Here is a 25,445-nt window from a genome sequence, read left to right on the forward strand (position 1 = left end):
GTGGCTGGCGACGAGGTGCCGGAGGGTGCCGTTGTTGGCGAGCATGTGGTTGAGCCCAAGGGTGAAACCGAGGCGGTCGAGGTAGTCGAGACCGTGGCTGGCGACGAGGTGCCGGAGGGTGCCGTTGTTGGCGAGCATGTGGTTGAGCCCAAGGGTGAAACCGAGGCGGTCGAGGTAGTCGAGACCGTTGCTGGCGACGAGGTGCCGGAGGGTGCCGTTGAGAAGCCGAAGCGTGGGCGACCCCGCAAGACCGAATCGGAGTAGCTATGTGGGCGACCGTCGATGATGTGAAGCTCCGATGGCTACTGCCCGAACCGATCACCGCGACTGATGAGCAGATTGATGCTTTGGTAGAGGAAGCTGAGGACACGATCCTTGGACGTTTCCCTGACATGGCGTCTCGGGTGCCGTCGCCTATTCCGCTGGCGCGAGTCCGTAAGATCACGGTCGCGCTGGTAATCGAGAAACTGAAGAACCCTTCAGGTACTCGCCAAGCCAACACCACCACGGGGCCATTCACCGACTCGGTCACCTATGGTGGCGCGAACCCGGGTGCGATGATCTTGACGAACGATCAGATCAAGGAACTTTCTGGTTCGCGCACGGGTGCGGCATTCACAGTGAACACGATCCCTGTGGGGTATCCATGGCGTTGGCGGTGACTCGTATTCGGCTCGTGGATTCGGGCCAGATCGATCGTGGCGGGAAACCGATCATGGTTGAGGCTCGGACCGACCACATCGCGAAAGCGTTCGCGCCGCTCGTGCAGGTTGAGGATGAAGATGTGGAGCGCACGGTTGCCAACTTTGGCGGCACCTTGTACTTCCGTCCGCCTCATTTCTGTTATGCCGAAGCGTCCGACCGGTTCATCGTTCGCGGCGTCGAATACGAAGCAGACGGGCGAGAGGCCGATTGGCATCATCAGGATTCACGGCATCGGGGAACGGTGATCGTTCTTCGCCGGCACGAGGTGGCCCATGGCTAAGACGAAGACAAAGGTGAAGCTCAAGCGCAGCGAATGGGGACGTCAAGTTACAGGATCTGCCGGCATGGAAGAGCACGTTGCAGGGCTAGCGCGTCAGGTTGCGGCCCGGCTGCCTGGAAGCACGGTAAAAACCGAGGTCACAAAGGTTGTCGGCGGCGGCTATCGCGCCCGCGGCACGGTGACCACCAAGATCCCTTTCCAGACTGAAGTGGACACCGGCGAGGCGCTGGCTGCACTACAGGCCGTTGTGCCGTCCGGGCACAAATCCAACGGCAACACTGGTGCTACTCGTCGTCGCCGCGCCGCGACCAAACAGTCGAGGAAGCGCGGGAGCGCGATTATCAAGGCTCGTCGCAAAGCGAAGGGGGCGTCATGACGGTTGTTTTTGACAGCTTGGTTGCCTCCGTGGTGCCGAAGCTTGATACCCTCCTGAAGGCTCGGCCTGAGCCGTACGCGTCCGGAGTGACGGTAGCCAACAAGGTCCTTCCCGTGAAGGGCCGCCGCCCAGGATTCAAAGACCGTATGGTCTCGGTGTTCCAGGGTTCGGGTGCTGGGGACTACGACACGTTGGATGACACCACGCTTCGTGTGCGGGTGATCTGCAAAGACGAGTTCGACGCTGAGGATCTTGCGCTTCTTGTGAAAGCGCTTTTCGAAGACGCGTGGGGGCGGGGCCTGGTCGATGGGGATCCGATCGTGCGCTGCAAGGTGTCTGCTGGCCCTGTCGAGGTTGTGGCGGCCGCCGAAGGCTTCGAGTGGTACATGGTTGCGAACGTGACCCGGCGCGGAACCGATTTCCGCTGATCAAACAAGACTGACGCGCTCCCGCTGGGGGCGCTTTTTCTATGCCCGGATTCGGGCGGATGGAGCAATGATGACTACTGCAGAAGACGCCCGCGCGGGGCTGACTGCCGCAAACGTGCGGGTCGCAGTTACTGGTGCATGGTTTGTGGGTGAGACGAATGCGCCGGCACCGACTGGTCCGGGTGACTCGCTCGCCCAGTACCGCAACCTCGGGTATCTGAGTGAGGACGGGACCTCTCGCACGATCGACCGTTCGACCACCTCGCTTCGAGCTTGGCAGGATGCCGCCGAGGTCCGTGTGGTCGTGACCGAATCGGGGATCTCGTACACGTTCACTCTGATCGAGACGAACCGCGAGACCGTGGCTCTCTACAACGGCCTCAAGGAGTCCGACATTGGTGCTGATGGTACTTATGTCGTGAACCCGGGCCGTACTGGTGGACGCCGATCGTTCGTGTTTGTGGTCTTCGACGGCGCGTACGAGCGCCTGGTGTGGATCCCCGAGGGTGAGGTCACCGAAGTGGGCGACCAGACCAACGCCTCTGGTGAGGCCATCGGGTACGAGATCACCATCAAGGGCTACCCGTCGGCGAAGATCGACGGTGGCACCGAGAAGGTGTTTGACCCGGCCCTGGCATCCACTGGCGATGCTGCGGGCAAGGCTGCTGGCAAGGACAAGTAACAGACCAGGTGGGCGCGTTGCGTGGGGCGCGTCCACCTTTCCTTTTCCCACGCATTCACTTTTTCCCTACGCAAGGAATCGCGATGCTTGAAATCACTCCGAAGGTTCGACCTAACTTCAAATTCTCGTATGACGGCGAGGTGTATGAGCTGCCGGGCATTGCCCCGCAGGCGATCATCACCGCCACAGATGGTGTACCCAAGCCGAAGGTCTATGCGGGTGCCCAGAAGGATGCCTACGACAAGATGACCTCGCAGGCGCTCATCAATGTTTTCCTCACTGAGGTCCTGCCGGAGTCGCTGACTTCGCGGCCGTCGTGGGATGCATACGAGCACACTGGTGAAATCTTCTCCGCGTGGTCGGAGTACGTCGAACTGGGGAAATCCAAGAGCTCCGACGCCTAGCGGCGGAGCACGAAGATGAATTCGTTTACGAGCTCCGCAAGGGCGGCTGGTCGGTAGCTGATCTGCGTGATAGCGACTGTCTGGGGGAAGTCCTGTCGTGGTTGAGGGTTTCGGCACGCGACCCAGCGTCATGGCTGCATGCAGCCATCGTGGGATGGAAATATCCGTTGTCGCGCGAAGGTCAGATTCTTCTCGAGCTGTACGACCTGACGCTGGCTGTGAACTCGGGCAAGAAGAAGCCGAAGCCGTCGCCGCGACCCTGGCAGACAGGGCAGCGGATCAATGCCACGGCACTACCGATCGAAGAAGCTCGTGAACGCCTTGCAGGGCGCGGAATGAAGCAAGAGGGGCTGGCCTGATGGTCGGCCCCTTTTGCGTACACAGGGGGTGTGTATGGCTGAAGCTGCTGTAGCTGAGGTGTCGCTGATTATTGTCAGCAAGGGCGCAGGGAAGCAGATCGCCGACGAGATTGACAAGGACGATCCGGGGACTAAAGCTGGCAAGTCTGTCGGAGACAAGGTTCTTGGGGGGATCGGGAAGGCCCTCAAGGGCGGCGCGCTGGCTGTCGGGGCTGTAGCCGTAGGCGGTATCGGTACCGCCCTGGTGAAGGGCTTCAGCCGTCTCGACGGAATTGACCAGGCGAAAGCCAAACTGACAGGCCTGGGCCACTCGGGCGAGTCGGTGCAACTGATCATGGACAATGCGCTTGCGTCCGTGAAGGGAACGGCGTTCGGACTCGCTGAAGCTGGCACGTCCGCAGCAAACGCCGTCGCTGCTGGCGTCAAGCCTGGTGCTGAACTTGAGCGCACACTGAAGCTGGTCGCAGATGCTTCGACCATCGCCGGAACCGGCATGGGCGAGATGGGCGCGATCTTCAACAAGGCCGCCGCATCGAACAAGGTCCAGATGGACGTCATCAACCAACTTCATGATGCTGGTGTGCCGGCGCTCGCTTTCCTGGCTGACCAGATGGGCGTCACCGCTGAAGAAGCCTCCAAGATGGCATCTGCTGGCAAGATTGACTTCGCCACTTTCCAGGACGCTATGGAGAAGGGCCTGGGTGGCGCAGCGGCATCGTCCGGTGACACATTCAAGGGCGCACTCGACAACATGGGTGCAGCTATGGGCCGTCTGGGCGCTGACTTGCTATCGGGGATTTTCCCTGAACTCAAGAACGGGTTCGGCGATCTGACAACACTGTTTGATGACCTGGGTCCCGTTGCAAAGGACGTGGGCAAGGCCATCGGTGAAACCGCTAAGGCCGTGGGTGAGGGCATCAAGGATCTGGTTTCTGGTCTGACGATGAACAAAGAAACCCGAGACCAGTTCGGTGACGACCTCGAGGGCCTGGTCAAGGTTGGTGCGGATGTGCGCCAAGCGTTTGAGACCACAGGCGATGTCATCAAAAACGTGTTCGAGTGGGTGCAATCGAACAGTTCGTGGCTGACGCCGCTCGCAGTCGGCGCGGCCGCAGGAGCTGCCGCATTTACTGTTTGGACTTTGGCCGTGAAGGGATGGGCTGCGGCGACATCGATTGCCGATAAAGTCCAGAAGGCTTTCGATGCCACCACGAGAGCGAGTGTAATCGGGCTCATCGTAACGGCAGTTGTGGCGCTAGTCTCGGCTCTCATTTGGTTCTTCACTGAGACTGATGTGGGCAAGGAAATCTGGGCAAATTTCACCAAGTTCCTTGGTGAGGCATGGGACAACATTGTTGCTGGTTTCCAAGCCGTAGTCGATTTCTTTGTGGACGCCTGGAACAACATCGCGAACTTCTTCAGCGACGCAATCGACAACATTGTTTCGTTTGTGCAGGATCACTGGGGCCTTCTGCTGTCTTTCCTGATCGGCCCGATGGGCCTTGCGATCCAATGGATCGTGGAGCACTGGGAGGAAATCAGCGACTTTTTCGTGAGTTTCTATAACGACACGATCAAACCGATTTTCGACGGGATCGGCGAAGTATTTACTTGGCTTTACGAAAACATCGTGGTCCCCTTCGCCAAGGGGCTTGAGATTCATTTTGCGATCATGGCGGCTGCGGCGCAGTGGCTCTATGACAACGCGATCAAGCCTGCTTTCGATGGCATCGGTTGGATCTTCAACTGGCTCTACGAGAACGTGGTCAAGCGGACGTTCGACGGAATTGGCATCATCTTCACCTGGATCAAGGACAACGTTTTTACTCCTTTTGCCGATTTTGTCAAAACGACCATTGAAGGCGTTGGCGCGATTTTCACATGGCTGTACGAGAACGCTATCCAGCCAGCATTTGATCTTATTGGCGCGATTTTTGAATGGATTTACGAGAACGTCATCCTTCGCATTTTCAACGGTTGGGTGGAAATGATCAACGGCGTTGGCGCGATTTTCACATGGCTGTACGAGAACGCTATCCAGCCAGCATTTGATCTTATTGGCGCGATTTTTGAATGGATTTACGAGAACGTCATCCTTCGCGTTTTCAACGGTTGGGTGGAAATGATCAACGGCGTTGGCGCGATTTTCACATGGCTGTACGAGAACGCAGTTCAGCCGGCTCTTGACGGAATTGGCAAGGGAATGCAGTGGGTACAGGACACCATTATCGCGCCAGTGTCGAAGGGCATCACTGACCTTATGAACGGCATCGGGGAAACCGTTGACGATGTCTTTGGTGCCATTCCAGGCTTCATGGAGTCCGCTTTCAAAACCGCTAAGGATCTCATCAAAGCGCCAATCAACGGGATTATCGATCTGATCAACGGCGCGATCGGTGGCATCAACTCGATGGCAATCGATGTGCCTGATTGGTTCCCGGGCGACCTTGGTGGAAAGACCATCGGTTTCAATATCCCGAAGATTCCGCGGCTTGCTGAGGGTGGCATCATCTCGAAGCAGCCTGGCGGCATCTTGGCCAACATCGGCGAAGGCAAATACGACGAGGCCGTAGTTCCCCTCAATCGAAAATTTTACGACGCGCTCAGCGGGTCGGCTTCGAGTGAGCGCAGAGAGGGCGACCAGATTACAGTCATGGCTTCGCCGGGGATGAACGGGACCGAGTTCGCGCACGCGTACGCGGCACAGCGAGAGTGGGAGGGCCGAAATGAATAGCATCATGATTGGCCTTCCTGGCCAGCCGCCGCAGATCGTTTTGCGGATGGTAGGCAGGGCTGCGGGAGATGATCGTGGGTTCATGATCAACCCGTCAGGTTTCAAGGGGTGGACGGATGGTGGATCGCTGAGATCCACCAGGTCCGACCGCCCCTTGGGCCACGGCCAGTTTGATGCACCCGGGTACTTGAATGCCCGGGTGCTTACTTTTTCAGGGCACGCCTTGGCTGACTCTGCGGCGGATCTCGATCAGTTGCGATATCAGCTCACGTCGGTTCTGAATGGTGGCCAGCTCGGGCGCGTGACCGTCGCCTATGAAGGCAAGACACTGTGGGCGAATTGCCGTCTCGAGAGCGCCAAATGTGAACCAATGGCGTCGGATCCCTCGGTCGGGGATTTCCTGATCCAGCTCGTGTGCCCCGATCCGCGCAAGTACGGCGACACTCGAGAGTTTTCCGCTGGACAGCTTGCTTTTCATAGGGGCAACGCTGAGGCATACCCCGTTTTCACCATCAAGGGACCAACGATTGGCGGTTACACCCTTTCAGGCCCGGATGGGAAGCAATGGGTGGTGCCAGTTCCGATGCCATCCACAGAGACCCACACCATCGATATGGCCACTGGTGTTCTTCGGGTCAACGGGCAGGTGCGCTACGGGCTGGCTGTTCGGTCAGATATGTGGTCGATCCCTGGTGGGACAAAAGTCGCTCATTCAGTGAACGGCGGCACGCTCACGGTTCGACTCACCGATACGGAGATCTGATATGTGGGTGTACAAAATCGTTTCTGCGCTTACCCACCTTCCAGTGGCCACGGTGCAGCCGAAGGCGGGGTCGTTCACTCGGACCATCAACGCGGTGAGCACCGGTTCTGCGACTTTCGATGTGGACGACGTTCACGATTGGACTCGCCTAACGGCCCCCTGGGAAATGATCGTTGTCGCCGAATACAACGGTGTGGTGATGTATGCCGGGTACATCATCGATGACGTGTATGACGCGGCATCGCGCACCATCGTGGTGAAGACAGAATGTGTGCGCACAATCCTTTCGCGTCGGCTTCCATTTGCGGTCACCGGATCCACAGATGTTCCTGAGTATCCTGCCGGCACGCTATCAGTGGTGAACAAGTCGTGGGTTGGGGCTACTCGGGCCATCCTTCTTCGACAGGTGATCGGCGGTCAGGCCGGCCGATGGAATCTTCCGATCATCTTGCCTGGGGACTCGGACGGGGGCTTTTCTCGAACGTTCTGGAACTACGAATTTTGGACTATCGAGCAGATGCTTGCTGAGATTCAAAACGCGGATGGTGGCCCGGACATCGATTTCGCGCCGAGGTGGTCTCCTAGCGGACGGCTTGAATGGGCGTTGGTCGTTGGCACCCCGCGGATTTCTGCGGGGCTAGTGGAATGGCATAAGGATGCTCCTGCTGGGGGGATCGCGAAGTTCACTAGGCAGCGCAACGGGCAGAAAACCCTTTCGGGCGTGCACACGATCGGTAAGGGATCTGAGCAGGACATGCGGTACGGCAAGTACGGCACGGAAGGTCCGCCTGGAACGATTTTCCTTGACGGTTCCATGCCGTACAAGGAAATGGACGATTACGCGCAGCTGAATGCGCAAGCGAAGGCTGACGCGATCACGTTCGGTCGAATCACTGAGCAGTGGTCATTCGCCATCAACGGGGGGCAAAAAGACTTGCCTTCAATCACTGACATCAAAGTCGGCATGACCGCGGGCATGCGTGTCTCAGAGGACCCGGTAATCCCGCCCGGTATGTACAGCCAGTACGTGATCAGCTTCGGATGCGACCTCACTGACTCTGTCTCATTGGAGGTGCAGGCAATTGGGCCGAATTGACAATCTCAAGCAGGGCGGATCGACTCAGGCTAATCAGGTGCGACGTCTGAACGCCGCTGCGCCTGTTGGGTACACGTCCGTCACACGAGGCGGTTTGCGGATCGCCTCGCCCGAAGGGCTGACCATTCAAGGGTCGTCCACGACTACGGGTAGCCAGTCCATTTCAGGCCGACTCGGAGGGTCGGGCACTTTTGACTGGACTGGCCCCATGTGGATGCGCGGAGCGGTCACGGGCGTGGGCACTTTCACCTTCAACGGTCCGTGCCAGTTCAATGGAAATACATCCGGTCAGGGCGCACTCACCTGGTACGGGTCCGCGAGTTTCGACGGAGACACTAAGGTGACAAGGTCGCTTGAGGTGTCGGGTGACGCTCGCATTACCAAAACTCTTGATGTGACGGGAACTACTCGCCTTCGGGCCCGAACAACGCTCGAAAATGACTTGGTTGTGCAGAGCCCAGGCAAGGTCGTGGTGGGCTCTATGAGCTTCGAGCGGCTGGGCGATGGAGGATCAATCAACTTCCAGCCGCGGGGAAGCATCTCGGCATCACTGGGGAGCGTTCTTATAATCCCGCCTGACACCAGCGCCGGTCTCACCGTCGGCGGCGGCAAGGTTGCTGTTCAAGGTGCGCTCACCGTGAGTGGTGCAAAGCAGTTCGTCATGGATCATCCGACTGATCGCACATCCGAGCTTTACCATGCGGCCACCGAGTCGCCCGTATCTGGTGTCGAGTATTGGGGCGAGCTAGCTCTTGATGAAACCGGAGCCGCCGAGGTGCAGCTACCGACGTATTTCAAGGACCTCACGAAACCGTATGGTCGGGCGGTGCTGGTAACGGCCCGCGGATTTATCGCCGACTGGGGCGATATCGAGGGAAACACTTTCACGGTCACTGGGAAACCTGGTGGCCGTTTTTCATGGCTGGTAAAAGCTGAACGGCTGGGTGCTGATTTCGCACCCGTGCAGAAGAAGGGAGAACCAGTTGACCAAGTTTGAGCCGAAGAATCTTGATGGTCTGGCGGCCGCGTCGCGGTTGCGGAATGCCGGCAAGGTGACGCCCGGCTGGTGTTTGCAGGTCACCTGGCAGGCTTTCGGATCCCCGAAATCCGACGGTGAGCAGGGCGGATACCAGTGGGCCACAGATGCGCGAAAGGGTGCACAGGCCAAGGGTGCTCTTGTTCCCGGTCGGCTTGAAGATGCGCCGGCGGGCGCGGTTCTTTATTGGTCCGGGGTTATGGGCACGTGGTTGCGCGATGGGAAGCGGATCTGGGGAGATGCCGGGCATGTAGCAATCATGACCGCTGACCGGAGAATCGCAACGATCGATCTGCCAGTTCGTGGCTTCACTGGTGCAGTTACGCCGGCGGAGTTCCGCAGAGCATGGGGCCACCTCAAGTTTGAGGGTTGGGCCATCGGTCCGGGGGCGTTCCTCGGGCACACAGTTTTGGGGGTTCAGGAAGCGGCAAAGCCGGGCCTGGCCGCGCCGGGGAGCCCCGCACCTATTTTGGAGGTTGAGGATATGCCGAAGATTGTTCAGGTTACAGTGCCCGCGCCGGGCACGGTCGCACTCATCACCGAGCACAGTGCGCGAATCTACACGTCCCCTTCGGGGGAGCAGGGCGATTCCATTGCCGCCAATCGGCAGGCTTTCGGTGCTGTGCTTGGATTCACCGAGGGGCAGGTTGCTTTGCTCGCGCGGGAGGCTGAAGCGCGAGGCGAAGCGCTGGTAAAGAAGATCGCTCAGGCGTCTCGTAGCTGATGCCGGAATGGGTGCCTGAATGGATGGGTGCTCTCACTATTGGTGAGGGTGTTTTATGGGTCGTCGCGGTAGCGGCGACCCTTGCTGGTTTGCGGAAGGTTTGGCCGTCGTTGAAGGCGCTTGGTGTGTTTCTGAATGCTTTGTCCGAGCTGCCAAGGTTCATGGCCGAGACGCGAGCTCATACTGCGTCGGCTGAAGCGCACGCGGCGGCGACCACTGCGTCCCTGGCCGCCGTGAAGCATGAGGTGCTGCCCAATCACGGTGGCAGCATGCGCGACGCGGTAGACCGCAACGAGAGCGCGACAGGGATGCTCTCTGAGCGTCTTGCCTCTGTCGAAGATTCGATTAAATCGATCACGGACAAGCTCGGCAGTGACCACACCCGCATCGCAGTTTTGGAAGAACGGACCCAGCCGCGTGATGAACGCGGCCGGTTCACGAAGGGGGAGTAATGGACTACCTGACTAAGGACTTTTGGATTTACGCCGGCGAGCGCGCGATCAAGACGTTCGCGCAGACTGCTGTAGCGGTTATCGGTACTACTGCGATCGGCCTGATCGAGGTTGACTGGGCTGGCGTTGCGTCGGCATCGGCTCTGGCCGGCGTCGTGTCGATCCTGACCAGCGTGTACTCGCACGAGCGCACTCCGGGGAAGCGCGTCAAGGACGGTAGCTGATGCCTATTTATAGGGGGCGACTGACTGACCCTGCGCTATCTGCTTTCGCGAGTCTTAGCCCGGCATTGCATTTTCGTCTGGACCGGCCTTCGTATGGTCTGACTGGTGGAAGCATGCTGACAACTCGACCTGTGAAGGCTGATCTCAATGCAGATGGGTCGTTCACAGTCGACTTGGTGTCCTCGGAGGGTATCGCTGGGTCGGCGAAGTACATCGTGTCGGCTACATGGTTGGACGCTGTAGGCAACTATCAGTCGCAAGACTTGTTTTCGTTTTTTGCCAAACAGGGTGGCGGAGAAGTAACGGATGGATCAGACGGAGAGGGTTGGTCTCCGGCTCATGTTTTTTGGCAGGCGACCCGTCCCGACCCTTGGCCAACTGGGTGGATCTGGGTAGATAGCACGACCGGTGACGTAAACCGGAGAAACGGGTAAATAATGGCAAATCGAATTGAGTTCCTCGGAAACATTCGAGGCCCAGCAGGATACAACGCGTTGGGCGCGGACCAAAGCGACAAAACTGTTGCTGGATATGTGAACCAGGAGTCCGGAGCGACTCAGACAAGGGCTGCGCTCCGCCAGCACTTTGTGCCGCAGAGCGCTTACAGATTCAACAACGGAACCACGCCGCTGGTAGACCTCATCGACAATACCGGCTCAGCATCGACCATCCATCTGACATCTGGCCCCGGATTCAAGGGCGCATACCTCATGGGGATCGGCAACGATTATGAGGACAAACCAGGCCTACTGATCGCCAATAAAGCGAAGGGTGTGGGGTTCTACCTCGATAACTACCCTTCGGCTACTAACTCGGCATTCTTCGGCGCGCAGAATGGCGGCGGGTCGGCATTCATGGATCTCTTCCAGAATGCAGACAACGCAGAGCCAGTGCTTCGGGTAAGAGCAAACCCGGCGATTAAAACCAAGTGGGCGCAGTCGGTTTTCGCAGCAGAAGACAAGCTGGGCTCTGCCTTTAGGGTCCTCACTGAGGGTGGAATCTGGGCGCAGCGCCTCGTCACGGTAGCTCCCGAAAACGGGTCTGATGTGGCCGCACAAGTCCTGGTAACCGGTGCGCCTGGCGTTGGATCAAGCCAGAGAAGCGGCACCTATCACACGATCAACGGGGAAACCTACCTATCCGCCACGGGCCAAGAAAGCAAGTGGTTCGCCACTCGCGTGTGGTCCACCAGTGACAAGCTGTCATTCCAGGGAGGTGGCATCCGCGGTGATTTTGGGAGCAACGAGGGCGGTGCATGGACAACGGCCTTGCAGATCAACGTTCATGGGCAGCTCGGCTTCTTCGGCGCTGCCCCCGTTTCCCGTGTCCCGGTAACGCCGGGATGGGCTAACGACCTTTCCACTACCATCGCTCAGGTCAACGCGATCAAGGGCGCACTAATCAATCTGGGGCTGATCTCGTCATGACCACTCGCATCCTTCACTTCATCATTCAACCTGTTCTCGTGGAAGACGAGAACGGAGAGCTGACGCCGGGGCCCGTTGTTGATCCCGTGACGGTGCCTCTTTCCGGGCTAACCTCGTACTCGGAGCGTTTCGTGGATGAGCTTGCAAAGCTGAATGCGAACAATGCTGGTGAACGATCTTAGCTACCCTTGGGTCGTGGCGCGAATCATCCCAGGAGCTTTTTTCTTGATCACTTCGGTTGTCTTCTCGGCAATTAGCTGATGGCCGAGATCATTAGGGTGGAAGTCGTCCCGCGGGCCTACAAAAGTCGAATCACCAACCGGCCCGCGGGTTCCATCCTTCGACATGATTTTCGAGAGATCGATGTATGTCCCGTTCGAGCGGCCACAGCTTTTCTCGATTACTTTGTCGTAAGAGTCGCCCCAGGTGGTCCAGGTTCCCATGCAAATCAGCAAAGCGTCATCTGATGTTTCGCGGATGCGTCCGAGCAGTGAATTGTATTGTTGCTCGAAGCTGACCAAATCAGTTTTTTCGCCGACATCATTCGTGCCAAGCTCCACGACTGCCAGGTCAAGCCGTTCCGGCACGTCCAATATGCGACTTACCGTAGTAAGTGTTTGATGGGCAAGGGCCGTCTCGGTCGGCTCCACCTCAATGAGGGAGCTGAGAACGACGCTCTTGAACCCTGATTCTTGATCAGTGGCGAAAAACCCGTCGGTCAGGCTGTCCCCGACGAATAGAACTCGGGGCGGCTCTGAATAGGTTCGCATGGGGGTGCTTGCGCACCCCGCCAGCATGAGAGTGACTGGCAGTAAAAACGCTGCAATGGCGCGCATCTAGTAACTCCTATGGTCTGGGGACGCGCTAGAGATCGTACCAGTTTGGGTGGCCCTCCGGGGCCGCCCCGCTTTTTCGTGTTTAGTCCGTGCTGATGCGTCCGGCGATGTCTGCTCTGAGCGAGGTGAGTTCGTTCAACAGGTCATCCATGACTGCTGGGTCGGTCTTTGCCTGAAAGGCCCGGTCGTCCGTGGCGAGAGCCGTCGCACGGTCGTGGAAAGCGCCATGCTCGGAATAGGAAAAAGCTCCATATGGTGCGTGCCGGATGCCGTCCACGATGCGCAGCATAGCTAGAGAGAACTTAGCCGCCTCGTGTTCCAGATCGCGCGCGGGAGAAAGCTGGGCGGCAGCGGGTGCGTAACGCGGTAAGCTCAACCGTTATGAGTAAAATTGGTGCGTGGAACAGGTTGCGGTGGGTGGACTCCGCCAAAGGTTTAGCCATATTGCTTGTAGTGATGTGGCACCTATACCTATTTTTCCTGTACCCGGCACTGGTCGATTACGGCCCCGATGGTCTCGCGGCACGGGTTTCGCGGCGGATGCATATTTTGACACCAGTAAGAATGCCTCTTTTCTTTCTGCTGTCAGGCGCACTCGCCGCGAAACTCGCTGTCACCTCTTGGGGCACAGTCTTCCGGAAGCGCACACTGCACTACTACTACCTGTACTTAGTGTGGGTGAGCATCTACAGCATCATCTACTTTTTCCATCCGAACCTTTGGGCCGAGCCAAGCTGGCTAGGCTGGTCGATGTCTGCAACCTTCAAACTAAACACTTTGTGGTATTTATGGGCGCTGGCGATTTTTTACCCGCTCGCTAAGCTCCTATCCCGAACCCCCCGGATGGGTCTGGTTGCTGCTGTTCTCGCCTCGGTAACGATCGGAGTCACGCCTTACGCTGAAGTTGGGGCTCTTACTGATGTGCCAAAGAACTTCATCTGGTTCTTTGCGGGATTTGTGCTCAGCGAAAGCATTAAACGGTTTACTGCGAACCGGCGAACTGGTCTTATCGCGCTCGGTGCAGCGATAGTTTGGATTGCGCTTGCCTGGATGAAGTTTGGGAGCGACCAGATAATGTTCTTGGGCATCGCGGCCTGCGCCGTCTATGCCGTGCTTTTTGTGCTGGTATGGGCTGATCAAAAAAGCTTTGCTATCAGCCGAGGGCTAGCCCACCTAGGGAAACGCACGATGCCCATCTATGTTCTCAATGTCCCCGTGCTGTGGTACCTGTCGCTCATGATGCCGGCGGGGTGGGCTCCCAGCGGGGTTATCGAGTCTTTCGGGTTCCTGCTGGTGGGCTCTGCCCTCATCGCCACAGTGTCGCTACTGGTCGGAACAGCTATCGGAAAGCTTGTCCCTCCACTTTTTTCCCCTCCGAGGTGGCTCATCGGGGAGCGAAAGCTACCGGAAGTCTCGGTCGAGCCTGTTAAGCCGAGATAACTCACCCTCGTGGTCTTGCACGAAGTAAGCCACGATTTTCTTGATGATCGTTTTCATACCTACAAGATACGGCACCATTAGCCTGTCAGGCAGATGATTTTCGCGGGGTGTATCTTTGACCCCCAGCGTCCCGATCTGCATTCTCGGGGTGCCTTACTTTCTGTGGGGCGGCCGCCAGGGGACCTTTAGATCCTACACACGCATATGGCTCGGTGGGATAAGCGGCGAGACTTGGGCTACGGGTGTCGAACGTTTAGTAGTGATAGCAGGGCGGTTCCTTCGGGAGCCGCCCCGCTTTTCTTGTTTAACTGGAAGTGCCCCTCACGCCGGGGCGTGAGGGGCATGCGCTACCAGGAATGGTTGCTCACCCATTCAACCCGTGTTGGTGTTGAGCGAACACCCCCACTGAGAGGGCCACACGAAAATGATGCGTTAAAAGGGAAAGGCCCCGCAGTGGGGCGGGGCCTTTATAACCCGAGGGTTACATTCATATTGAACACGAAAACCCACAGTCGAAACACCCCCAAACGAGTGCTATTTCTCCTTGCGGATCGACAACACCGCGAACCCCTCGGGCACCTGCGCTTGGGCCTGCTCGAGCGCAGCCTCGTACGTGTCGGCCTCGACCTCGATAGTTGTGACCTCGGACGGGCGCACCTGCAAAATAACCTTCATGGACCCAGGATAGCTTCGGCTGCCCACATTTTGCCCACAATCCACCCACATCTAGCCCGATTGAGGGCGATTCAGGAGTATGAAAAAACCGCAAGATTACAGGCATGCAAAGGCGCCGCTTGAAGAAAAACAGAACCACGACTTCTTCAGTGGCTCGGGCTCCTCCTACGTCATCGGCAAGGCCGTCGTGACCGAGGATGAGGACTGGGACTTCTAAGTTTTAGGGTACCTACCGACATCCCGGGAAAGCCCGGAGCCCATCTGGGTCTCCCCGGGTTTGCGAAAGGCCGGGACCTGCAGGAATTCTGCGGGTCTCGGCCTTTTGCGTGCGCGGTCAGTGAACAGCGCAGGTGCTTGACACGTATCAATAGCCATTCGATGAGGCGCTCAGACGGTGCAAACTCGCCGCTAATCGGGGATCGTCTGCGCTGTCTGAATAAGATCGGGGAGCATCGCGGACACAGGGATGGCTTCTACTCGACCGTCTGGCTATGCTGATCTTGCACATTGCAGTAGCGGTGTGAAGTGAGCTCGGTAGCCTTCCGGACGGTCGGTGGGCCGAGCTTCGCGTTTTTATGCAGAAATTCTTGTGATACCTGTGATGAGAGGGTTCACTCGTGACTTCCACTCGCCACCTTTGACGTAGCTCCAGGCGATCGCGTCGGCAATCCACAACAGTGGCTCTTCATGCGGTACCTGGAGGTCGTAGCTGAGCGCTGATTTGAGACCATGTCGCCTCACCTCCTGGAAGAGGAACTGTCGATCAGCCTTTTCGATTGACTCGTCTCGTTCGATCACAATCTTGGTGGAGCTGCGCTGGGCGGCATGGGTAACGATTCCTGACAGGCATGCTTCGCGCCCGATGATCTGGTTTTTCGTCACACACTGGAACACGTGTGCTTGGGCACCGAACTCGGAAAACCGCGACAAGATCAGGCGCTTGCGTTCAGGCCTTTCCTTGGAGAAGTGGATGCGCCGTTGGCCGGGCAACACCAGCGATCGAACGTTGCGGCGAAGTACTGCGATGTCGCCTGGCAGAACGAGAGCTGCGACCATCGTGTAGCCCTTTGCTTTGGATTCATCGACGAAGAGGGTGCTCACGACTTACGACTTATGACTTGTGACCGTCGTGTGTGCGCAACCGGATCGAGTGCGTGTTTCGTCCGGACCAGCCTAGGTCGCGAGGGTTCTCCATAATTTGAATATAACGAAGACTTCTATTGGGACTGCCTACACGCATCATTCATTGACAGCACCTGCCTGGAATACGCCAAGCGATCATTTAGTGCATAGCTTCGAACCGATCCTGCCAGAACGTTCTAGTTGTTCGCCAGAAAACCTCAAATACCCCTTTACCTTCTCGCCGGAACAGACCATTCTTGGAGTCAAAGCGAAAGGACACCATGACCGAGCTGATCATCGGCGACGTACTCGAAGCACCGGGAACGCCGGCAAAGATTGACGCACGAAAGTTCAACCGGCACACGTTCTGGTGCGGACAAAGCGGAAGCGGGAAGACGTACGCCCTGGGTGTGGTCCTTGAACAGCTCCTGTTGCACACCGAGCTGCCCCTGCTGATCCTGGATCCCAACGCCGACTTCGTCCGTCTACGCGAAACCCGGCCCACAGCGACCGATGCCGCGAATGAGCGGTGGGGCGACCTCGACATGCGGGTGTTCCGGTCCGGCCGGGCCGAGGGGGAGCGTCTGCTTGTGCGCTACGTGGACCTTTCGCCGGCCGCCAAGGCCGCAGTGCTGCAGATCGATCCGATCGCCGACTCCGAGGAGTACAACGTCCTCCTGCACCTCGACCGCGAGACCAAGAACTTTGACGCCGCCGACTTTGACACCGCCGAGATGGTGCGTAAGCTGCGCGACAGCGGCGATAAGTGGGAGGGCCGCCTGGCCAACCGGATGGAAAACCTGCAGGTGCTCGAATGGGAGCTGTGGTCGCGCGGCGCCCACTCGGTGACCGACGTCATCGACGAGCGTCCCCGCGCGACCGTGCTCGACCTCGGCGGGTTTGATCACCCGGCCGAGCCCAAGGTGGCGGCTCTGGCGGTGCTCGAACACCTCTGGGAGCGCCGTGAGGAACGCCGCCCCATGCTCATCGTGATCGATGAGGCGCACAACCTCTGCTCTCCCGAACCGGTCACCGCGGTCGAAAAAGCACTTACCCAGCGTCTCATCCAGATCGCCGCCGAGGGCCGCAAGTTCGGTCTCTGGCTGTTCCTCTCCACTCAGCGACCCACCAAGATCCACCCCAACGTGCTCTCCCAGTGCGACAACCTCGGACTGATGCGGGTCAACGCACCCCGTGACCTCACCGAGCTCTCGGAGGTGTTTGGGTTTGTTTCCGAGGATCTGATCCGCCGAGCCCAGGGCTTTGCTCAGGGACAGAGCCTCTTCGCCGGCGGGTTCATCACCGAGCCAACCGTCATTCAGATGGGCGAGCGGGTCTCCGAGGAAGCCGGCGGGGACGTGCGGGTGCCGCTGCGCGGGTGAGACCGGCGGCTCCGTTACACACGAGTGGCGAGAACTTCCTGGTGGCACCGACACCCACGGTGAGAATTCAGCCGGGGCGCACTACTGTGGGCTCATGAGTAACCTCATCAGCGCGGCCGAGCTGGCCGCCCTTCTGGAATCCGAAACCCCCGTTCGTGTGCTGGATGTGCGTTGGCGTCTGGACAAGCCCAATGGACACGACGACTATCTGTCCGGACACATCCCGGGTGCCGTGTATGTCGATCTCGATACCGAGTTGGCAGATCCCCACGGAGATCCTTCGCTGGGGCGGCATCCGCTGCCGACCCTGGATATCCTCAACACCGCCGTAACCCGCTGGGGCCTCAACCCCGGCGACACGGTGGTGGCCTATGACACGTTTGCCTCGCTTCCCGCCGCACGAGCGTGGTGGGTTCTGGCCGATGCCGGGTTTGTCACCCTCCGGGTCCTGGACGGAGGCCTCGCCGCGTGGACGGCCGAGGACCGGGCGCTGGAAACCGGCGAGGTGACGCCCGAACCCGGGACCCTGGTGCTCACCGAGCTCGGCCAGAACGCCGTCCTCGACGCCGATGCGGCCGCAGCCCTGGCAACCTCGGGCGTGCTGATCGACTCCCGGGCGGGGGAGCGCTTCCGCGGCGAGAGCGAACCGATGGACCCCCGCGCCGGACACATCCCCGGCGCAGTCAACGTGCCCTCCGGCACCTACCTGGACAAGGGCCGCTTCCTGGATCCCGAGCGCCTCCGCGCGGTATTCGCCGGCGTCGGTGCGGTTCCCGGAGCGCAGATCGGAACCACCTGTGGATCGGGCATCACTGCGGCCCATACGGCCCTGGCGCTGGCCGAGGCGGGACTGCCTGCGGCGATCTTCGCCGGATCTTGGAGCGCCTGGTCCCGCGATCCCGAGCGACCGGTGGCCACGGGCGCCTAGTCCACGAGGAGTGTGGCGCGCCCCACGGGTGTCTCAGGCACAGGTGGCGTTGCGCCTCGCCGCGCGCCACCAGGGACAGACTGCCCCGACGGCATCGAACTTTTCGAGGTGGCGTTGTGCCCCACGACGCATGCAGGGGGCATGCTTGGGGCACAACGCCGGAACCGGAATTTGGGGCCGGTTCATCACAACAAGATCCAGCCGACACGGTTTCATGACGGGGATACCGGAAATTGTTACTGTCCGAATGTCTTGAGCTTGGCGATGAACTCGTCCCGCTTGTCCGTGCTGAGCAGTTCGTACCCGCGGGCCGAGATCTGCACCCCCTCAAGCGGGGTGCCGTCGCGTGCCGATTGTCCCTCGCGTTCGGTGCGGAAGGCACCGGTGGGATCCTGGGAGAGGTCGTAGATCTGGACATCCACATAAAACGTGATCTGCCGATCCACCGAAACCATCGACCAGGTGTGCTGCTGGTCGGGGTTTGCGCTGCCATAGAAGCGCTCTAGATTGCCGGGATCGGGCTGATAGCTGGGGTCGCTCAGCATGATGGTGCGGGAGACGCCGTTTTGCAGCATCACCCGGTTGACCACGTCGCGGAGTCGACGCTTATCGGCCACCGACTGCATCGGGCGATCGCTTGTCCACACGGGACCGCTGCGGTCTACCAGCATCGACTCGCCACCGTACCCGTTGCGGTTATTACGCAGGGTGTTTTCACCATGCATGGTCCAGGTGATGCCGAACTCGGTGGTGAGGGCCGCTCGCAATTTGGCGTTCAGGTCGTCGGTGCGCGCGATGTTTTCCTCAAGCGAGGGCTTGTCGAGAATCTCGGCGGGATCAACCCCGCGGATCCCCGGATAGGCGTTCCATTTACGCTGCTCGGAGGTTTTATAGTCGTCGTAGTTCCCGCTCTGTGCACTTTCCAGCGCGGACACCGATCCGACCGTGGCCACGTTGACAAACAGCGTCACGACCAGCGCGATTGTGCCGAGTCGGCGACCACGCGGCCCCACCAGAATCACGATGGCTGCGATCAGCATCAGCACCTGCACGGTGATGGCACCGATCGTGAAGTAATAGCTGCTGGCACCGGGCAGGAGTAGACGAAACAGCAGCCACAGCGCATGCGCGAGCACCACCGCACTGACAATTTTTGCGGCCCGTGATGAACTCGGCCGCGGTGCCGGCAGCGCGGGTGCGGCGGGCGCGGGCAGCGGGGGTGCCGCCGGACGCATCATCCGCGAAACCCGTGTGTTGCCGCGATAACCACCGGGCGGCGGGGGCGGAGGTGCGCCCTCGCTACCACCCAGGTAGGGATCGTTGCGGGTTACCATGGTCGCTCCGTATCCGGGGTGCCGCCCTGCTCGTTGCCGCCGTTGCCGCGCTCCTGATCACCCTGTTCGAGCTGCTTCTTGAGCTTGTCCAACTGATCATCCGAGGGCCCGGGCGGAGGCGGTGGGGTCTCCTCGGGGGGCGGGGGTGGAGAATCCGAGCCGTTGCCCTGATCCGGTGGTGGAGGCGGCAGAATTTTACTGCGGATGGATTCCTCGGTGGTGGTGAGGCTCGAATCCATGCTGCGCGAGGGATCGGAGGAGGCGCGATCAGCCTCGGGCGTGCGGCACTTCGGCGAGGTCTCCACGATGGTTTTCAGCGCCTCCAGATAGAACGCCTGTCCGCCCGGAACATCCTGCTCCTGGGTGGCCCGATCGCCCTGACGTTCGATCACCATCGCCAGGTTGATCCGCACCGTGCAGATCGCCAGGCCCGGGGTGCGCGGCAGAGCCGCCTCGAGCTGTTCCCGAGACTCGGTCAAAAGTCCGTCCTCGGCCAAGCCCACACTCAGGTCAAAGGGGGCCTTGAAGGGCTCGAAAATGTTCACGGGGGAGAGACCGCGTGCCGCGGCCGCGCTCTCCGAATAGCGCTCGGCGTGTACGTTGAGCAGGGACAGATGCGCAAACGCGTAGATGCTGAGGATCTTGATCACCAGCAGTAACCCCACCAGCAGGAATGGCAGTGCCCCAATCGCGCTCCAGAGCCGCACGCGTGCGCGTCGTATATTGCGCTCGGCAACCGTGCGCGTTGTTGTGGACATCAGCGTTCCTTCCCCGCCGCGAGGACGCCGCGGCGCAGCCGGATGAGCTGGGCCAGGGCGTTCGCCATTTCGACGCCCAGCAGGGCGGCGAGCAGCCCCGCCGCATACGGATACAGTTCGATGGCGGTGCCCACGTGCCCTCCCGTGCTCGCGGTGCCCGAGGTAGTGGTGGCCGGGGGATCGGGGAGCGCGAGCTTTTTGCCGGGCTCGCGCAGCTCGTATTTCACTCCGAGCTGCGTGGCGATGGTACGCAGGTTGTCCTGGTCGATCACCGAGAGAGCGGGCTGACCCTGATACTCAATGTAGGGGGCCTCACCGCCGTCCACGGTGCCCGTGGTCTGGCGCATCTTGCCACCCTGCTCGGTGCCGTATCCCAGCACCAGGCCGCCATCGGTGAGCGGGGCGGAGTCGGCGAAGCTCTCGGGGGTGGAATCCGACGTCTGCTCGCCGTCACCGAAGTAGAACACGAGGCGTCCACGCGCCTCGGTGGAGTTTTGGATCAGGCCCAGCGCGTCCTTCAGCAGCGGGGCGGCCACCCCGATGCTGGTTCCACGCGAGTTCTGGGTCACCTCGGGGGTCAGCCCATCCAGGGCCGAGCGTAACGCGGTGGTGTCTGCGGTGATCGGGACCCGCATCTCGGCCTCACGGTCGAAACTGATCAGGCCAAAGCGGGCGCCGGGGTAACGCTCCATGACCGCCTGAATGTCCTTCTTGATCGCGTCCATCCGGGGCTGATGGTCGCTGCCCCAGTCCTCGGCAATCGAGCTGGCGGTGGTATCCACCACGAGCAGAACGTCGGTGTTGGCGCTGAGGGTTTCGGCACTGCCGCCGGGCAGTCCCGGGCGCAGCAGGATCGTGGCCAGCAGCACCGCCATCCCGATCCGACCCACCCATCGCCAGCGCTCGGAGGGCGCGTTGGAGCGTCCCAGTCCGATGGCCGCGAGCACCACAAGGGGAATCAGGAACACCAGCAGCAGGGCCGGATGAAGCACCGGTTGAAAAATCACAGTCGGAACCTCCACACCAGCACCACAAAACCGCCACCGGCAATCAGCAGCGCCACGGACCACAGCGCCGGATCGTCGGTCCGAATCACGCGTGGTTCCCCGCGCAGGGCGCGTGCCTGAGAAGACTGAACCTGGGCGATGATATCGCTGACGGCGGTGGTCGCGCGCAGCGGGTAGTAGGCACCGCCGGTGCTCTCGGTTGCCGCACGCAGGCGATCCGTGTTGCCCGCGTTGTTCCCATCGACCGGGTTGAGCGTGAAGACACGAATCTGCTTATTGGTGGCGTAGCCCGCGGCCTCCTCGAGGCTTACGATTGAGGCTCCGTACTCCTCGTTATCGGTCGCGAAGATCAGCGAGCGGGACCGGTCGGTTTCGATGTGGTCAAAGCGCAGCGAGCAGGCTGCCAGACCGTCCCCGATCAGCGAGGCACCGGTACCGTTGAGCGTGCCCTTCCAATAGTCGGGGGTGAGGCTGGTGTCATCGGTGAGGGATCTGCGCATCGCGGTGAGCTGCTCACGGACAAGCGTGTAGTCATCGGTCAGCGGGAACACCTGGGCGGCCGAGCTGTTGAATATCGTCAGGCCGATCCGTTCGCCATCAAATCCCTTGCTGAGCTCCAGGAAGGTGTCGATGACCTCGGCGTCCACGTCGGTCATCGAGCCCGAGACATCCAGGCACAGCATGATGTCCCGGTTGTGCGACAGCGGGCGGGTGACCGATTCGGTGGTCGGACGGGCCACCAGGATCCCGCCGAAGATGATCGCCACAAACCCCAGCACCAGGACTCCGGCGAGCAGCCGGGTGCGGGTGCGCACGACCGAGGTGAAGCGCGGAAGCGAGCGCAACCGGTCGGTGCGGGAAACCGCAACCGGATCGGTGCCGGGACGTGCGGCGGGATCTCGTCGGCCCAGCAGGATTCCGGCGGCAACCGAGACCCCGAGAATGACGAGCGTGATGAGGAGCAGCCAGGGGGATGCTAGTTCCATGTGGTCACCACCTGACGGGCGATAGCGATGCCGGCGAGGGGATCCACCATCGTGTGCGGATCAAACTGGCTGGGATAGTAGTAGCGTCCCAGCGCATCCAGGAGCACCGGCGGGACACCCCGACGGGAGAGCTCGGTGAAGGTGAGCACGGGGGCTTCCAGCCCGCTGTACTCATTCACATAGGCGCGCACCAGGCCACTCAGTCGGGCGTGCACGTCGTGGGGCTGTAGGGTGCCCGAGCGATACTCGGATTCGATCTGGTCCAGACGCCCGAAATACTCGGCGCGCAACGCCCCATAGGCCTGGGCGGTCAGCATGGCCGGATCGGCGGCGGGGACCGGGGGCCCCGCGGGGGGCTCGATGAGGGGGCGCGTCAGCCGGGCGACGATGAGGATTGCCGCGACCGCGAGGATCACGACCCCGAGCGCCAGGAAAAACCAGCCGGGCAGATACTGATAGGGCGGGTACAGGTTGTTATCGACGGGCACGATGCCTCCGTCGCAGCATGTCAAGAAGCGCGGGTACAACCTCGGCTTCGGTGCGGATCTCCAGGTGCGTGATCGACAGGGCGTTCAGCAGCGCGATGCGTCGCTCCCGCTCCGCGGCGTCGGCCCGTGCCAACGCCTCGATCAGGGCGGTGTCCCCCTGGGCGAAGGTCGGGATCGCCCAGCCGGTTTGCACATCCACGTGGGATTCGCGGGGAACCCCGAGCAGTGGTGCCTCGCAGACGGTGATCCAGACCAGGTCGTGCTGCACTCGGAGCCGGCGCAACTGACGCTCCTCGGCGGCGCTGATCGGTGCCTCATCGGTGATGATGGTGAGGATGCGACGACCGCGCTCCTCACGAACCACGGACTCCAGCAGTTTCTCGCGGGTGAACTCGGCCCCGGCCACCCGATCCCGCGCGCCCCGCAGGGCGAGTTCCAGTCGACCCTCCGATGTGGCACCGCGCTGACGGTGCAGGCCGGTTTCGGTGGCGTAGCGGGTTCCCACCTCGTCTCCGTGGCGCAGCGAAAGGTAGCCGAGGACCCCGGCTATCAGCAGCGCCAGATCGCGTTTGCGGGTTCCATCGGCGGCCCTGGCATCCATCGTCACGCCGGTGTCCAGGGTCAGGCTCACCACCTGACGACGGGTCGCGATGTAGCGCTTGATCAGGACCTGGTTGCTGCGGGCGCTGGCGCGCCAGTCGATATCGCGCACCTCGTCTCCCGGCTGATACACACGAAGATCGTCAAAGTCGAGGCTGCGTCCGCGCAGCACCGCGGCGTGCGCACCCTCAAGCGGGTGTGCACTGCGGTGAGGGGAGGTCAGAAACAGCCTGGCCTTGACCTTGCGAAGAAGTGTGCTCACGAAGGCCCTACGGGGTGGGGACGGCCGCGAAGATCTGGTCGATCAGGTCCTCGCTGCGAATTCCATCGGCTTCGGCCTCGAAGGTCAGCAGCACGCGGTGACGCAGGACCAGGTGACGCAGGGTCACCACATCATCGGGGATCACGTAGCTGCGGCCGGAGAGCAGCGCGAGAGCGCGCGCGGCCTGGAGGAAGGCGATGCTCGCGCGTGGGCTGGCACCGTAGCGCAGGGCGCGGGCGGATTCCGGGGCGAGGTATTCCCCCGGACGCCTGGTCACATAGATCAGCGAGACGATGTAGCTGCGGATCGCGGGGTCCACGTGAACCCGGCGGGCCAGGTCCTGGAGGAACACCACGTCGTCGAGGTCGACCGCGCCGGCACCGTGGGCCTGCGGGTCGAGGACCCCGGAGTCGATCCGGCTGAGGATCTCTAGTTCCTCGGCCGGGCTCGGATACTGCACAATCTCCTTGAGGAGGAAGCGGTCCATCTGAGCCTCGGGGAGCTCATAGGTACCCTCCTGCTCGATCGGGTTCTGGGTCGCGATGACCAGGAACGGACTCGGCAGCGCGTGCACCTCGCCGCCGATCGTGGTCTGACGCTCCTGCATCGCCTCGAGCATCGCACTCTGGGTCTTGGCACTGGAGCGGTTGATCTCATCCAGCAGCACAAAGTTCGCGTGGACCGGGCCGAGCACCGTGCGGAAGTTTCCGGTTTTCACGTCGAACACCTGGTTGCCGGTGATGTCGCTGGGCAGCAGATCGGGGGTGCACTGGATGCGGCGGAACTGTGCCCGGATGGTGTCGGCGAGGGTGCTTGCGGCGGTGGTTTTGGCCAGGCCCGGGACGCTCTCCAGGAGTACGTGACCGCCGGCGAGCAGACCGACCAGCAGACTCACCCGCAGGCGTTCCTGGCCCACCATGCGTGCACTATAGGCGGAGGAGATGATGTCCAGGATCTGGCGGGCGCGAGCCATTTCCGCGTCGTTTGGGATGACGTGGGCGGGTACTGCGGGCGTTGGTTCGGTCATAGCTGGTGGCATTCCCCTTCGCAGATGGGCGTCTCGGAGCCCGGAACAATTCGGGGAGTCCGGGAATCCCCTCCCGGATGCCCACTCGGCCACGATACCCGGGGCCGCTGGGAGATGTCGAGCCGGAGACGCTGGATGTCCGCCATCTGACGCATAAAACGGCGTCCCGGATTCGGGACGCCGTTTTCATGGGAGCGAGCTAGAGTTCGAGGTTGCTGTGCTCGCCCAGGTGGTGCCAGGTCCGGTTGTGATAAACCAGCGGCCGCGACTCGGTGGCGTCGGCCTCGACGCTGCCGGCCTCGGGGGCGTTGGCCTGCAGGGCGTGCACCACGACCACGGTGGAGGCGCCGGCGCGCAGCGAGTTCACAACGCGGCCACGAATCCAGGTCTGGGCCGAGGGGTAGAAGGGTTCGCCGGTGATCAGGCGGGACCAGATCGAGGTGTCTTCGAAGCGGTCGATGCCGCTGGTGGCGCCGAGCTTGGCGATGTCGAGCTGGTCGGCACCGAGCAGGTGCACCACGAGGGTGTCGGCGGCGATGATGGTCTTGGCGCTGGAGGACAGGTCGGACACCGAGAAAACCAGGAGTGCGGGGTCGGCACTGACAGAGAAGACCGAGGTCACGGTCATCGCGACCGGGCCGGTTCCATCATCGGCGGTGACCACGGCGACGCCCGCCGGGTGGTTGCGGAACGCGGCCTTGAACTCATCCGGTGCGAGGCCCGCATCAAACCCCAACGCCGGAGATTCCTCGGTGTCGGCGTCGTGTGACAGAACATTCGCTGCGGTCGTCATCTGCTCGGGTTCTCCTCTATCCATATCGGTATATACCGATGTGCGGCGGGTTTTATTCCCCGACGCCTGTGGTGATACAGGTTCCACGATGGCCCTCGATTCGATCTGTCGCAAACC

33 protein-coding genes are annotated in these 25,445 nt (G+C 60.9%); 21 read left to right on the forward strand and 12 right to left on the reverse strand.

Translation table 11 applies throughout. The features are described 5' to 3' along the window. From M2390_RS02445 to M2390_RS02525, 17 genes are all read left to right on the forward strand, one after another. A partial coding sequence (locus M2390_RS02445; RefSeq protein ID WP_259176813.1) for a hypothetical protein occupies window positions 1-264 on the forward strand: 264 nt, incomplete at its 5' end. A 2-nt stretch (window positions 265-266) separates the two neighbouring features. Next, window positions 267-662, forward strand: coding sequence for a hypothetical protein (locus tag M2390_RS02450; RefSeq protein ID WP_259176815.1), 396 nt, complete (start codon window positions 267-269; stop codon window positions 660-662). Then, window positions 659-985, forward strand: a complete 327-nt coding sequence (locus M2390_RS02455) for a hypothetical protein (RefSeq protein WP_259176816.1) — start codon at window positions 659-661, stop codon at window positions 983-985. Before M2390_RS02450 ends, M2390_RS02455 begins: the two co-directional genes overlap by 4 nt. Next, complete coding sequence (locus M2390_RS02460; RefSeq protein WP_259176817.1) at window positions 978-1,361, forward strand: hypothetical protein; 384 nt, start codon at window positions 978-980, stop codon at window positions 1,359-1,361. The genes M2390_RS02455 and M2390_RS02460 overlap by 8 nt, the downstream gene beginning before the upstream one ends. Next, window positions 1,358-1,789 carry a hypothetical protein gene (locus M2390_RS02465; RefSeq protein WP_259176819.1) on the forward strand — a complete coding sequence of 144 codons (432 nt, stop codon included), beginning with the start codon at window positions 1,358-1,360 and terminating at the stop codon, window positions 1,787-1,789. The genes M2390_RS02460 and M2390_RS02465 overlap by 4 nt, the downstream gene beginning before the upstream one ends. A 70-nt stretch (window positions 1,790-1,859) precedes the next feature. Then, window positions 1,860-2,471 (forward strand): hypothetical protein, encoded by a 612-nt coding sequence (locus tag M2390_RS02470; RefSeq protein WP_259176821.1) that lies wholly within the window; start codon window positions 1,860-1,862, stop codon window positions 2,469-2,471. Window positions 2,472-2,554: 83 nt separating this feature from the next. Then, window positions 2,555-2,875, forward strand: coding sequence for a hypothetical protein (locus M2390_RS02475; RefSeq protein ID WP_259176822.1), 321 nt, complete (start codon window positions 2,555-2,557; stop codon window positions 2,873-2,875). Between the two features lie 149 nt (window positions 2,876-3,024). After that, complete coding sequence (locus M2390_RS02480) at window positions 3,025-3,234, forward strand: hypothetical protein (RefSeq protein ID WP_259176823.1); 210 nt, start codon at window positions 3,025-3,027, stop codon at window positions 3,232-3,234. 34 nt (window positions 3,235-3,268) lie between these two features. Beyond that, the gene (locus tag M2390_RS02485; protein WP_259176824.1) at window positions 3,269-5,968 is read left to right on the forward strand and encodes a tape measure protein; all 2,700 of its coding nucleotides are present in this window, start codon (window positions 3,269-3,271) and stop codon (window positions 5,966-5,968) included. After that, window positions 5,961-6,731: a phage tail family protein gene (locus M2390_RS02490; protein ID WP_259176825.1), complete on the forward strand. Its 771-nt coding sequence runs from the start codon at window positions 5,961-5,963 to the stop codon at window positions 6,729-6,731. The genes M2390_RS02485 and M2390_RS02490 overlap by 8 nt, the downstream gene beginning before the upstream one ends. 7 nt (window positions 6,732-6,738) lie before the next feature. Further along, a complete protein-coding gene (locus M2390_RS02495) occupies window positions 6,739-7,827 on the forward strand; it encodes a hypothetical protein (protein WP_259176827.1) in 1,089 nt (362 codons plus the stop codon). 394 nt (window positions 7,828-8,221) lie between these two features. Continuing rightward, window positions 8,222-8,824: a hypothetical protein gene (locus tag M2390_RS02500; RefSeq protein ID WP_259176828.1), complete on the forward strand. Its 603-nt coding sequence runs from the start codon at window positions 8,222-8,224 to the stop codon at window positions 8,822-8,824. Continuing rightward, window positions 8,811-9,587: a hypothetical protein gene (locus M2390_RS02505; protein WP_259176829.1), complete on the forward strand. Its 777-nt coding sequence runs from the start codon at window positions 8,811-8,813 to the stop codon at window positions 9,585-9,587. The genes M2390_RS02500 and M2390_RS02505 overlap by 14 nt, the downstream gene beginning before the upstream one ends. A gap of 23 nt (window positions 9,588-9,610) precedes the next feature. Beyond that, window positions 9,611-10,039 (forward strand): hypothetical protein, encoded by a 429-nt coding sequence (locus M2390_RS02510; protein WP_259176830.1) that lies wholly within the window; start codon window positions 9,611-9,613, stop codon window positions 10,037-10,039. Next, window positions 10,039-10,263: a holin gene (locus tag M2390_RS02515; protein WP_259176831.1), complete on the forward strand. Its 225-nt coding sequence runs from the start codon at window positions 10,039-10,041 to the stop codon at window positions 10,261-10,263. Before M2390_RS02510 ends, M2390_RS02515 begins: the two co-directional genes overlap by 1 nt. 437 nt (window positions 10,264-10,700) lie before the next feature. Continuing rightward, the gene (locus tag M2390_RS02520) at window positions 10,701-11,690 is read left to right on the forward strand and encodes a hypothetical protein (RefSeq protein WP_259176832.1); all 990 of its coding nucleotides are present in this window, start codon (window positions 10,701-10,703) and stop codon (window positions 11,688-11,690) included. Then, window positions 11,687-11,872, forward strand: coding sequence for a hypothetical protein (locus M2390_RS02525; RefSeq protein ID WP_259176833.1), 186 nt, complete (start codon window positions 11,687-11,689; stop codon window positions 11,870-11,872). Before M2390_RS02520 ends, M2390_RS02525 begins: the two co-directional genes overlap by 4 nt. Here M2390_RS02525 and M2390_RS02530 read toward each other — a convergent pair whose 3' ends face one another. Together M2390_RS02530 and M2390_RS02535 are read right to left on the reverse strand one after the other, a co-directional pair. Then, entirely contained in the window at window positions 11,873-12,526 is a 654-nt protein-coding gene (locus M2390_RS02530) for an SGNH/GDSL hydrolase family protein (protein WP_259176835.1), read from the reverse strand. It lies immediately after the preceding gene. 82 nt (window positions 12,527-12,608) lie between these two features. Then, window positions 12,609-12,815, reverse strand: a complete 207-nt coding sequence (locus M2390_RS02535; protein ID WP_259176836.1) for a hypothetical protein — start codon at window positions 12,813-12,815, stop codon at window positions 12,609-12,611. Window positions 12,816-12,907: 92 nt separating this feature from the next. On the opposite strand from M2390_RS02535, the gene M2390_RS02540 reads away from it, so the two are divergent. Beyond that, window positions 12,908-13,966 carry an acyltransferase family protein gene (locus tag M2390_RS02540; RefSeq protein WP_259176837.1) on the forward strand — a complete coding sequence of 353 codons (1,059 nt, stop codon included), beginning with the start codon at window positions 12,908-12,910 and terminating at the stop codon, window positions 13,964-13,966. Between the two features lie 534 nt (window positions 13,967-14,500). Here M2390_RS02540 and M2390_RS02545 read toward each other — a convergent pair. Beyond that, window positions 14,501-14,641: a hypothetical protein gene (locus M2390_RS02545; protein ID WP_259176838.1), complete on the reverse strand. Its 141-nt coding sequence runs from the start codon at window positions 14,639-14,641 to the stop codon at window positions 14,501-14,503. 79 nt (window positions 14,642-14,720) lie between these two features. Here M2390_RS02545 and M2390_RS02550 point away from each other — a divergent pair, with 79 nt between their 5' ends. Further along, window positions 14,721-14,858, forward strand: a complete 138-nt coding sequence (locus M2390_RS02550; RefSeq protein WP_259177390.1) for a hypothetical protein — start codon at window positions 14,721-14,723, stop codon at window positions 14,856-14,858. Window positions 14,859-15,214: 356 nt separating this feature from the next. Here M2390_RS02550 and M2390_RS02555 read toward each other — a convergent pair whose 3' ends face one another. Further along, the gene (locus M2390_RS02555; RefSeq protein WP_259176839.1) at window positions 15,215-15,742 is read right to left on the reverse strand and encodes a hypothetical protein; all 528 of its coding nucleotides are present in this window, start codon (window positions 15,740-15,742) and stop codon (window positions 15,215-15,217) included. 302 nt (window positions 15,743-16,044) lie between these two features. On the opposite strand from M2390_RS02555, the gene M2390_RS02560 reads away from it, so the two are divergent. Next, complete coding sequence (locus M2390_RS02560) at window positions 16,045-17,145, forward strand: ATP-binding protein (protein WP_259176840.1); 1,101 nt, start codon at window positions 16,045-16,047, stop codon at window positions 17,143-17,145. 94 nt (window positions 17,146-17,239) lie between these two features. Continuing rightward, window positions 17,240-18,073, forward strand: a complete 834-nt coding sequence (locus tag M2390_RS02565; protein WP_259176841.1) for a sulfurtransferase — start codon at window positions 17,240-17,242, stop codon at window positions 18,071-18,073. 236 nt (window positions 18,074-18,309) lie between these two features. Here M2390_RS02565 and M2390_RS02570 read toward each other — a convergent pair whose 3' ends face one another. The 8 genes from M2390_RS02570 to M2390_RS02605 all read right to left on the reverse strand — a co-directional run bounded on the left by M2390_RS02570 (window position 18,310) and on the right by M2390_RS02605 (window position 25,328). Beyond that, complete coding sequence (locus M2390_RS02570; RefSeq protein ID WP_259176842.1) at window positions 18,310-19,407, reverse strand: hypothetical protein; 1,098 nt, start codon at window positions 19,405-19,407, stop codon at window positions 18,310-18,312. After that, on the reverse strand, window positions 19,401-20,165 hold the full coding sequence (locus tag M2390_RS02575; RefSeq protein WP_259176843.1) for a hypothetical protein: 765 nt from the start codon (window positions 20,163-20,165) through the stop codon (window positions 19,401-19,403). The genes M2390_RS02570 and M2390_RS02575 overlap by 7 nt, the downstream gene beginning before the upstream one ends. After that, window positions 20,165-21,172, reverse strand: coding sequence for a VWA domain-containing protein (locus tag M2390_RS02580; RefSeq protein ID WP_259176845.1), 1,008 nt, complete (start codon window positions 21,170-21,172; stop codon window positions 20,165-20,167). The genes M2390_RS02575 and M2390_RS02580 overlap by 1 nt, the downstream gene beginning before the upstream one ends. After that, complete coding sequence (locus tag M2390_RS02585; protein ID WP_259176846.1) at window positions 21,169-22,158, reverse strand: VWA domain-containing protein; 990 nt, start codon at window positions 22,156-22,158, stop codon at window positions 21,169-21,171. Before M2390_RS02585 ends, M2390_RS02580 begins: the two co-directional genes overlap by 4 nt. Then, on the reverse strand, window positions 22,149-22,646 hold the full coding sequence (locus M2390_RS02590; RefSeq protein WP_259176847.1) for a hypothetical protein: 498 nt from the start codon (window positions 22,644-22,646) through the stop codon (window positions 22,149-22,151). The genes M2390_RS02585 and M2390_RS02590 overlap by 10 nt, the downstream gene beginning before the upstream one ends. Further along, window positions 22,633-23,508, reverse strand: a complete 876-nt coding sequence (locus M2390_RS02595; protein WP_259176848.1) for a DUF58 domain-containing protein — start codon at window positions 23,506-23,508, stop codon at window positions 22,633-22,635. Before M2390_RS02595 ends, M2390_RS02590 begins: the two co-directional genes overlap by 14 nt. Before the next feature lie 7 nt (window positions 23,509-23,515). Continuing rightward, window positions 23,516-24,535 carry a MoxR family ATPase gene (locus M2390_RS02600; protein ID WP_259176849.1) on the reverse strand — a complete coding sequence of 340 codons (1,020 nt, stop codon included), beginning with the start codon at window positions 24,533-24,535 and terminating at the stop codon, window positions 23,516-23,518. Window positions 24,536-24,734: 199 nt separating this feature from the next. Then, the gene (locus M2390_RS02605; RefSeq protein WP_121687199.1) at window positions 24,735-25,328 is read right to left on the reverse strand and encodes a flavin reductase family protein; all 594 of its coding nucleotides are present in this window, start codon (window positions 25,326-25,328) and stop codon (window positions 24,735-24,737) included. Window positions 25,329-25,445: the final 117 nt, after the last annotated feature.

Origin of the sequence: Mycetocola sp. BIGb0189, from assembly GCF_024810155.1 — a bacterium.
GTDB classification, from domain to species: domain Bacteria; phylum Actinomycetota; class Actinomycetes; order Actinomycetales; family Microbacteriaceae; genus Mycetocola; species Mycetocola lacteus.